Source organism: Paraburkholderia sp. C35 (genome assembly GCF_003121405.1).
In the GTDB taxonomy this organism is placed as follows: Bacteria; Pseudomonadota; Gammaproteobacteria; order Burkholderiales; family Burkholderiaceae; genus Paraburkholderia.
In genome coordinates this window covers 42,751-50,776 of the sequence record NZ_QBUY01000058.1, presented here as the reverse complement: position 1 = coordinate 50,776, position 8,026 = coordinate 42,751, and the positions used below count along the sequence as shown (strand labels likewise).

Annotated in this window: 9 protein-coding genes; 3 read left to right on the top strand and 6 right to left on the bottom strand. The window is 61.8% G+C overall.

Features of this window, described 5'->3' with window-relative positions; translation table 11 throughout:
• Positions 1–583: 583 nt before the first annotated feature.
• The gene (locus tag DK391_RS45395; protein WP_109481194.1) at positions 584–1,003 is read right to left on the bottom strand and encodes a rubredoxin; all 420 of its coding nucleotides are present in this window, start codon (positions 1,001–1,003) and stop codon (positions 584–586) included.
• A gap of 410 nt (positions 1,004–1,413) precedes the next feature.
• Between DK391_RS45395 and DK391_RS27630 the strand changes: the two genes are divergently transcribed.
• Positions 1,414–1,668, top strand: coding sequence for an IclR family transcriptional regulator C-terminal domain-containing protein (locus DK391_RS27630; RefSeq protein ID WP_109481186.1), 255 nt, complete (start codon positions 1,414–1,416; stop codon positions 1,666–1,668).
• Positions 1,669–1,702: 34 nt separating this feature from the next.
• On the opposite strand, the gene DK391_RS27625 is transcribed toward DK391_RS27630, so the two are convergent.
• A complete protein-coding gene (locus DK391_RS27625; RefSeq protein ID WP_109481185.1) occupies positions 1,703–1,903 on the bottom strand; it encodes a hypothetical protein in 201 nt (66 codons plus the stop codon).
• Positions 1,904–2,093: 190 nt separating this feature from the next.
• On the bottom strand, positions 2,094–3,146 hold the full coding sequence (locus DK391_RS27620) for an FUSC family protein (RefSeq protein WP_109481184.1): 1,053 nt from the start codon (positions 3,144–3,146) through the stop codon (positions 2,094–2,096).
• A 277-nt stretch (positions 3,147–3,423) separates the two neighbouring features.
• On the opposite strand from DK391_RS27620, the gene DK391_RS27615 reads away from it, so the two are divergent.
• Together DK391_RS27615 and DK391_RS27610 are read left to right on the top strand one after the other, a co-directional pair.
• A complete protein-coding gene (locus DK391_RS27615) occupies positions 3,424–3,663 on the top strand; it encodes a hypothetical protein (protein ID WP_109481193.1) in 240 nt (79 codons plus the stop codon).
• A 198-nt stretch (positions 3,664–3,861) separates the two neighbouring features.
• Positions 3,862–4,338: a hypothetical protein gene (locus DK391_RS27610; RefSeq protein WP_109481183.1), complete on the top strand. Its 477-nt coding sequence runs from the start codon at positions 3,862–3,864 to the stop codon at positions 4,336–4,338.
• A 20-nt stretch (positions 4,339–4,358) separates the two neighbouring features.
• Here the strand turns inward: DK391_RS27610 and DK391_RS27605 are convergent, their stop codons facing one another.
• From DK391_RS27605 to DK391_RS27595, 3 genes are all read right to left on the bottom strand, one after another.
• The gene (locus tag DK391_RS27605; RefSeq protein ID WP_109481192.1) at positions 4,359–5,069 is read right to left on the bottom strand and encodes a lysophospholipid acyltransferase family protein; all 711 of its coding nucleotides are present in this window, start codon (positions 5,067–5,069) and stop codon (positions 4,359–4,361) included.
• A gap of 378 nt (positions 5,070–5,447) precedes the next feature.
• Positions 5,448–7,532 carry a bifunctional diguanylate cyclase/phosphodiesterase gene (locus DK391_RS27600; protein ID WP_109481182.1) on the bottom strand — a complete coding sequence of 695 codons (2,085 nt, stop codon included), beginning with the start codon at positions 7,530–7,532 and terminating at the stop codon, positions 5,448–5,450.
• A gap of 220 nt (positions 7,533–7,752) precedes the next feature.
• Entirely contained in the window at positions 7,753–7,986 is a 234-nt protein-coding gene (locus DK391_RS27595) for a hypothetical protein (RefSeq protein ID WP_109481181.1), read from the bottom strand.
• Positions 7,987–8,026 lie beyond the last annotated feature (40 nt).

Here is an 8,026-nt window from a genome sequence, read left to right as displayed (position 1 = left end):
CCAATGCTAGTTGTTGCCTGCGGGCCCCCAACGGTTCCTATCCTTCACACGGCAACCTCTCAGTCACCGCCCGTTGCCATCGCCTCACATATTCGCCTACCCCACTTCATCCGCCCGTAGCGCCCCAAGCGGCAGCGACCCGCATATGCAGCCCAGGTGGCAAACGGTGTGTAGGTTGTCGCGCATTCTGCGTCGGCGATCCTACAAGACACACCGCCTTTGCTTTTCAGTCCGGAGTGGAGCGTATAAGGCGCGACAACCAACACACAGTTTGCCACCTGGGCGGCCTGCGCCGAACTGGTAAGGCTCGCTGAGACGCGGGTGTTTGAAGAGGGTGATGCGCCCTTAAAGAGCGCTGGCAGCGGGCATCAAGAAGAGTGACGCCGTGTGAAGGATAAGAACAGCTGGGGACCCGCAGGCAAGGACCGTAGTGGGTGGTGTTCAGCGGCTTTCTTTTGCCTATTTTTCTTTGCCGCGGCAAAGAAAAGTAGGTGCTGCCCCGCACAGGGGCGACGCTAGCAGACCACTAACAATGAGCGGACGCCAGCGCAAAGCAAACCAAACCAAACCAAGCAAAAAAAACTCAAAACTCAACAAGCGCAAAATCTTCCTTCCCAACATCACACAGCGGGCACCGCCAATCTCCCGGCACATCGGCCCAACGCGTGCCAGGCGCGATACCTTCTTCGGGCAAGCCGGCGGCTTCGTCATACACCCATCCGCAGATCACGCAGACCCATTGCTTGAATTCAGATGCAGATGACGGCACTTGCGCCACCTCGTTCGAAGCTGCATCGGAAACAGCAGCACTTCTATCCTTGTCGAGCGATACGACAAACGGCGCGGGCCGCTCGGCAGCAGGCGCATCGAGATAGCGCTGCAGCGCCTGATGAAGTTCGACGGCCTCGCTGTGGTTCAGGTCAATCCAGAAAGGATCTCCTGCCCCATCGTTCAGGCGCTCGGGTGAAAACTGTAATTCGACGGCAGTGGCTTTCTTGTACATGTGAAGTGACAGATGAACGAACGCATGCTGCCGCACATCGGGCAATAGCCCGAACGCCGCGTCAGAAGAAGTGACGCAGCAGTGCGCTGCACAGCGCGGCAATGACGCCGATCAGACCAAGAGTTTCGAGAAGCGTCAGCGAACGGCGGGTGTTGGCACGATTGGGTGTCGACATGGGCTTGAACAAATTGATTGACGATGAACCGGGACACAGCGCCCAGTCCAGAAAACAGGCGAGCCGGGATTTTAAACGCTCATTCGCCCGGTAGCCTTTTTTTCGCCATCGGCTTGCGCTGATCGAAGCGCTGCATGCGGGAAGGTTGACTGGCTCGAGACCCCGTGATTATCGCAAGGCCAGACGCCGCTTATTACCTTCAGTTGGTTAATTGACTGTTTCGCGTATGTGGTGAGTGTGCGCACTGCTGCTCAAGATACGAGGGCTCGATGCATGGCTGCACGATCTGGCGGAAATCAAACGCGTCGGTTACGCGTCGACACGCTCGTCCATCTCGCCCGATGTCCACAGCCTGGCCGCGCCCGTGCTCAACCGGCGCGGCGAGCCGCTGGCTGCAATGGGCGTCTGCTTTGCGTCGCAGAAGGACATTCGCCCGTACGTCACGCCGCTGATTCAGGCGACGTGGCAACTGTCGTCACGACTCGGCTAGCAATCAGGCTCGACCTACCTGGCTCGATCCGCGCCTACCGGTCGACGGGTGCACAATTGCCACGGCTCTGGCAATTGCTTTGCCGCTTCGCTTCCCGTGCATCGCCACCCGTGTCGCGCACGCGGTCTTCCGTACGATAGTACGCGGCGTTCTGATCGATCTTCGCAAACGAGGCCACGGGCGCAGCAAGGCCAGCCAGACCCGCAAGAGCCAGAACAAACGCAAGCGTCTTCATTGTTCAACTCCTTCTTTGATCGTTGCGGCAACAACAGACAACAACGGGCAACACGCGACAGCCGACGAGGCGCACTGGTTTGCAAACGCGCGTTTCGTCAGTCGTTTGTTTGACGAACCATGAAAGCCTCATCAAAAAGCATAGTCGCTGCGAAGGAGAGGCGTTAGCCAAGGTGAGGCGTAGCGAACATTCACATCGATTTCGCCGTTCCCACCGGCGTCAGTACCTGCACGAGTCCATCCGTATCCTTGACGATCAACGCCATCACCAGCCCGACGCCCGGCGCCAGCATGGCGTGCGTGTCGTCCGCGCGCTCGTTGATCCGTTTGAGCAAAGGGTCGAGTGTGTCGTGCGCGTCCTGCAGCTTCGGTTTGTTCAGAGGCATCGAACCGATGGCGTCGGAGAGTTGCGTGAGCGCGCGAGGAACAGCCGACCACGCCGGGTCGATGTGCGGCACTTCGCCGTCGGCGCACGTATGCGCGAGCGCCTGGCCGAACACCAGCACGTCGCGATGCAGGCGGCTCAGAAACGGCGGCACCTTGTCGATCGCATCCGAACTGTCGCGCAGGATCGGCACCCAGACATGCTCGCGTCCCGCCTCCTGCAACGCTTCGGCAAGTGCCGTCTGCGCGGCGAGGCTGCTCTGCTCCAGACGCAGCATCTGCGCATCGTCGCGTGAGAACGCGAGCTTGTGCTCGATCATCTGCGCAAGCATGGCGAGGCATTCGCGCGCATTGCGGTGCGCGCTCTTCAACGCGCGGTTCGGCCATAGCACGGTGGCAATGAACGCCGCCGCCGCGCCGATCAGGATTTCCGCCACGCGATGCAAGGGGCGCACGAATGCCGATCCGCTGTCGCCCGGCACCAGCACCACGATCACCAGCGTGACGCAGGCAAGTCGTAAGCCGGGCCGCGCAGCCGCCAGCGCCGCGAGCGGCAGCAGCGCGACAGAAAACACCGTGAGCGCGTCGGCACCATGATCCATCACGACAAGGCCGATACCGCCCACCACGCCACCGATACACGCGCCGATGATCTGATCGCGCGAAGTCGTGATAGCCGCCGTAAGACTCGGCTGCGTCACGACGATCATCGTCGTGATCAAGGCCCAGAAACCTTCAGGCAATCCTGCCAGCTTCGCCGCGCCGTAGCTGAGTATGCAGCCCGTCAGCGTGCGCGCGAAGCGGCGGGCTTCGGGCGCGCGCAGCAGGTTCGTGAGCCAGTCTTTCGGTTGGTCGGTCATTCGGCTGTTCCCATCAAAACGCGTGAAATGCGGTCAAGCGGGCGCAATTTGCCGCTATTGTGGAATATGGTCGATTTTCGTGACTCTCTCAATCCGCGCAGGCCCGCTGCGCACCGTCTAACTGCTTGTTACGAAACTCGCACACATGTTGCACCTTCGGCATGGGCCGCCGCGTACACTGCGCTCACAGTCACCAGTGCAAATCCCGATACTTCACGCTATTGAAATCGGCTGCGCTGGCGCAACATCGGTTCGATCAAAACAAATGGATATCAGCATGACCGCTTTCGGGAAAGCCACACTCGCCGCCGCAACGCTCTTTTTTGCCGTCACCGGGACGGCGCATGCGGCGGGCTGCATCAAGGGCGCCGTGGTGGGTGGCGTCGCGGGACACTATGCAGGCCACCACGCTGTTGTCGGCGCGGTAGGCGGTTGCATCGTCGGACACCATCTTGCCAAAAAGCACGCGCAGGAACAGGCCGCCCAGCAGCAGGCAATGCACGCCCAGTATCAGTAAGACCGACGCGCTTGCGTACGCTGATCGCAACGGCCTGTGCGATTTAAGTCTGTCTTAATTCTGTCGGCTCATGATCCGTTCGCAAGCTTGTCATTGATCCCCTGTCGTGCCGCCAGAACATCGGCGGCACCTTTTTCCGAGCGACCCCCAAGCAAGCCCATGCGCCTCGCCGGAAACGAAGAAAAGAGGTACCTCACCATGTCGAACAAGTCGAAGAGCCGCAAACAGAACCGCCCTGCTCCCGCCATGTCGCCGCTGCTGCGCGCACTGACGTTCAGCCGCGCCGCCCATGAGCCGATCACGCAGGCGATGCTGTTGCAGGGCTACGCCAGTCTCGACGCATTCCGCCGCGGACAAGGTTCGCGCGAACTGTTCACCACGCTCGGCCGGCAACTGCTGGTCGCCGAGGAACTGAGCCGCATCGGCCATCTGCCCGAAGCCATCGACGACATCGCCGAAGCGCAGATCGCGATGACGGATATCGACGGCACCGAGAAGGCGACCGGCAAATGGACGGTGGAAGGCGACAACTACGCGTGGCTGACCATCGCGCTCGATGCCTTCGAACGCCAGCTGGCCGATGCTTCGCTGGAAGATATCGCGAAGGCGGAAGCGCGCATGATCGAAGGCCTGATGCGCACCGAGCAGGAAATCGTGCACGCCGTCGCGGCGTAAGTGCGGCGCGAGCGTCTCGACTAGAGTTTCAGCAGTTCCGCCTGCATCCAGTCATGCACCTGATGGCTGAGCTCCTGCGGTGAACGCTCCACCGGCGACAGCGTCGGCCCGATCACCACGCGAATATGTCCCGCACCCGTCGGCCAACCTTTCGCGGGCCATACGGCGCCGGCATTGTGGACCACGGGCACGATCAGCGAGCCGGTCGCGCAAGCCAGACGCACGCCGCCCGACGTGAGCTTGACGGGCGCGCCGTGCGGCACGCGCGTGCCTTCAGGGAAAATCACCACCATATCGCCTTTGGCGAGGCGCTCAGCCGCTTCGCGCGTCACGGCCACGTGCGCCTGACGCGGCGAGCCGCGGTCGAGACTCACCATGTCCAGCCCCTTCAGCACCCAGCCGAAGAACGGAATGCGCAGCAAATCCTGCTTGAACACGAAGCTGATGCGGCGCGGAAAGAGCGCGAGAAACGCGAGCGTCTCCCACGTCGATTCGTGACGGCACAGGATGATCGACGGTTCCTGCGGCAAATGTTCCAGCCCTTCGATCGAGCAGCGGATACCGAACACCGCGCGCATCACCTTGACGAGTGCGCTGCACCACAACGCCGCGAGCCGGTAGCGCGCCGAGCGGCTGATAAACGGATACAGCAGCAGCATCACGGTGGACCAGATCGTGCCGCTACCCAGCAGATAGACGATGAAAAACCATTTGTTGATTGCAGCGCGCATGTTGTGTGGCATCGGCAGATTGTGGATTGGCGCAGGCCAAACCCAGATACTACCGGCGAAGAAAAGATCGCATCGTGCAAACCTGCAAGGCGGTTCGCTTCCGCGGTGGGTGCGCGCAAAAGAAAACGCCGGCCTAAGCCGGCGTTCATGCTGTCGTTTTAAAGGCTGAGGTCGCCTCACGGCGCCGCAAGGTTACACATTCGGCAAAGTTTTGCGCCATCTCGACGCTCACGCTTTGCCGACCGTTCAACCTTTTGCCTGTTTTGATTATCGCGTTACACGCAAACTTCCCCCGTGCGCAGGCAGAGTATCGCCGAGTCGCGCGCGCCCTTATGTGGCGCACCGAACATTCAGACGAAAGACGTCCGGATGAATGCGTCAGGACAGGCTCGGCTGCACGCACGCTCGCGTCATCACGTCGAGATCGGCAGCAGGAACCGGCCTTCCGAGCAGAAAACCCTGCAGTGAATTGCAGCCGAGCCGCGTCAGAAACTCCTTCTGTGTGGTGGTCTCGACGCCTTCCGCGACGATCTCGATACCCAGCGTGTGACCGAGCGCGACCACGGACGACACGATCGCGGCATCTTCCGCGTCATGCGCCAACTCGCGCACGAAACCCCGATCGATCTTCAGTTCGCTGGCGGGCAGGCGCTTCAGATACATCAGGCTCGAATAGCCGGTGCCGAAATCGTCGATGGAAATGCGCACGCCCATGTCGTGCAGGCTTTGCAGAATGCGCAGGCTCGCGTCGACATCGCGCATGGCCGCCGATTCCGTCACTTCGATCGTCAGGCGGTGCGGATCGACGCGATGCCGGGCCAGCGTGTCGCGCACCAGCAAGGTCAATTGCGGGTGGCTGAACTGCACGGGCGACAGGTTGACGGCAACGTTCCAGTCGCACGCACCCGTATCGATCCATTCGCGGATCTGGCGGCACGCTTCGTCGAGTACCCATTCGCCGATCGGCACGATCAGTCCGGTTTTCTCCGCGAGCGGGATGAATTCATCAGGGCCGATCAGGCCGCGTTTCGGATGCGTCCAGCGCACCAGCGCCTCGACGCACGTGATCGGGCCGTCGGGTGCAGCGAATTGCGGCTGATAGTGAAGGATCAACTGATTGCGCTCGATAGCCGCGCGCAGATCCTGCGTCAGTTGCAGCTGGCCTTGCATGTTCTCGTTCATCGACGCGTCGAAGAAGCTGTACGCGTTGCGGCCCAGCGATTTCGCGTGGTACATCGCGGCGTCGGCATGGGTCAGGGCTTCGTGGCCGCGCGCGCCGTCGCCAGGACACATGGCGATGCCGATGCTGGTCGAGATGCGCAGATCATGGCCGTCGATCTCGAACGGCGTATCGATGGCTGCCAGCAGCCGGCTCGCGATAGCCGTCGCGCCGGCGCGGTCTTCGTCGGGCACGATCAGCACGAACTCGTCGCCGCCCACGCGCGCCAGCGTGTCCTTGCCGCGCACCGCCATGGCGAGCCGTGCGGCGACCTGCGCCAGCAGCTTGTCGCCGACCTGGTGGCCGTAAGCGTCGTTGACCACCTTGAAGCCGTCGAGATCCATGAACATCAGAGCGAACTCGCCGCCGTCCGCGCGCACTTTGGCCAGCGCGCCTTCGAGCCGGCCTTCGAGCAGCACGCGGTTGGGCAGCTTGGTCAGCGCGTCGTGCAAGGCGAGATAGCCGAGTTCCTCGTTGGCCTGCGCGAGCGAACGCGTAAGCGCCGCATTTTCCGATTCGAGCCGCAGTTCTTCCAGCACCGAAATCGACAACGCAACCGCCGTTACCGACAGCGTCACGATAATGATGACGACGGCGACCCACGCACTGTTCACGCCGTCCGTGGCGGCAATGCAGATGCTGCCCACGGGGAAGCTCGCCGCCGACATGCCCGTGTAGTGCATGCCGACAATCGCGAGTCCCATCACGACGGCAGCGCCCGCGCGCAACGGCCGCGTGCGGCGCGAGTTGTGGCGCAGGCTGAACGCCGTCTTCAGCGCGACGCCAGACGCGGCGATGGCAATCACGATCGACAGCGCGAACAGCGGCACGTCGTAGACAATGCCCGGCTCCATGCGCATGGCGGCCATGCCGGTGTAGTGCATGCCCGCCACGCCGACGCCCATCAGCACCGCACCGCCCGCCAGCCGGCCGCCCGGCAGTTCGTCCTGGCAGACCAGCCAGAGCGCGAACGCCGACGACGCGACGGCAATCGACAGGGACAGCAGCGTGATGACGGGATCGAAGCCGAGCCGGATCGGCAGGCTGAACGCGAGCATGCCGATGAAATGCATCGACCAGATGCCCACGCCCATCGCAAACGCGCCGCCCGCGAGCCACAAGCGCGCGGACCGGCCCGTCGCAGTCGTGATGCGTCCCGCCATTTCAAGCGACGTGTACGCAGCCAGAACCGCGACAAGGAGCGAGAACAGCACCAGAAGACTGTTGTAGCTGCCCTGTAACATGAGAGCCCCTCAGAATGTTGCCCTCGACCCAAAGCCGGACTTTGGTAATTGAAGCAGTCCGTTGTCTGTGGGAAGAGGCCTGTGAAGTACGCTTTATCGACAGTTGGCCGTAAATGTTAAGTGTGAAATGTAAATTTCCGAGAGACTGCTCGGTTTTACGCCCGGTCATCGGGCGTCGTTCGGTGTCTCGGGTATTGCAACGATTCTCTGGCGCCGGGCGCTAGTTAGCCGTGACCAGTATCCGCACCTTGCTGCTCAGCGACGGCATGACGAAATCCGATATGCGCCCCGCGCGCACGTCGAACAGCAGTTGCTCGAGCTTGTCGAGCAGTGACGGTCCCTGACTCAGCGCATACGCGCCTGCATCGGCTCCCTCAATCTCTTTCATCAGTGCGCGTCGCGCCAGCATGATGCGTTCGACGGCACTCGCTCTCGATACGAAAAACGCTTCCACGTAGGCAGAATCCTTTTCTGCGCGATTGTTTCTGTCTGAT

What these genes read in the sequence shown, in the direction of transcription:
- DK391_RS27605 (WP_109481192.1), bottom strand. Translation starts at nt 5,069, where the DNA reads ATGCGCGCTGCAATCAACAAATGGTTTTTCATCGTCTATCTGCTGGGT.
- DK391_RS27620 (WP_109481184.1), bottom strand. Translation starts at nt 3,146, where the DNA reads ATGACCGACCAACCGAAAGACTGGCTCACGAACCTGCTGCGCGCGCCC.
- DK391_RS45395 (WP_109481194.1), bottom strand. Translation starts at nt 1,003, where the DNA reads ATGTACAAGAAAGCCACTGCCGTCGAATTACAGTTTTCACCCGAGCGC.
- DK391_RS27600 (WP_109481182.1), bottom strand. Translation starts at nt 7,532, where the DNA reads ATGTTACAGGGCAGCTACAACAGTCTTCTGGTGCTGTTCTCGCTCCTT.
- DK391_RS27615 (WP_109481193.1), top strand. Translation starts at nt 3,424, where the DNA reads ATGACCGCTTTCGGGAAAGCCACACTCGCCGCCGCAACGCTCTTTTTT.
- DK391_RS27625 (WP_109481185.1), bottom strand. Translation starts at nt 1,903, where the DNA reads ATGAAGACGCTTGCGTTTGTTCTGGCTCTTGCGGGTCTGGCTGGCCTT.
- DK391_RS27610 (WP_109481183.1), top strand. Translation starts at nt 3,862, where the DNA reads ATGTCGAACAAGTCGAAGAGCCGCAAACAGAACCGCCCTGCTCCCGCC.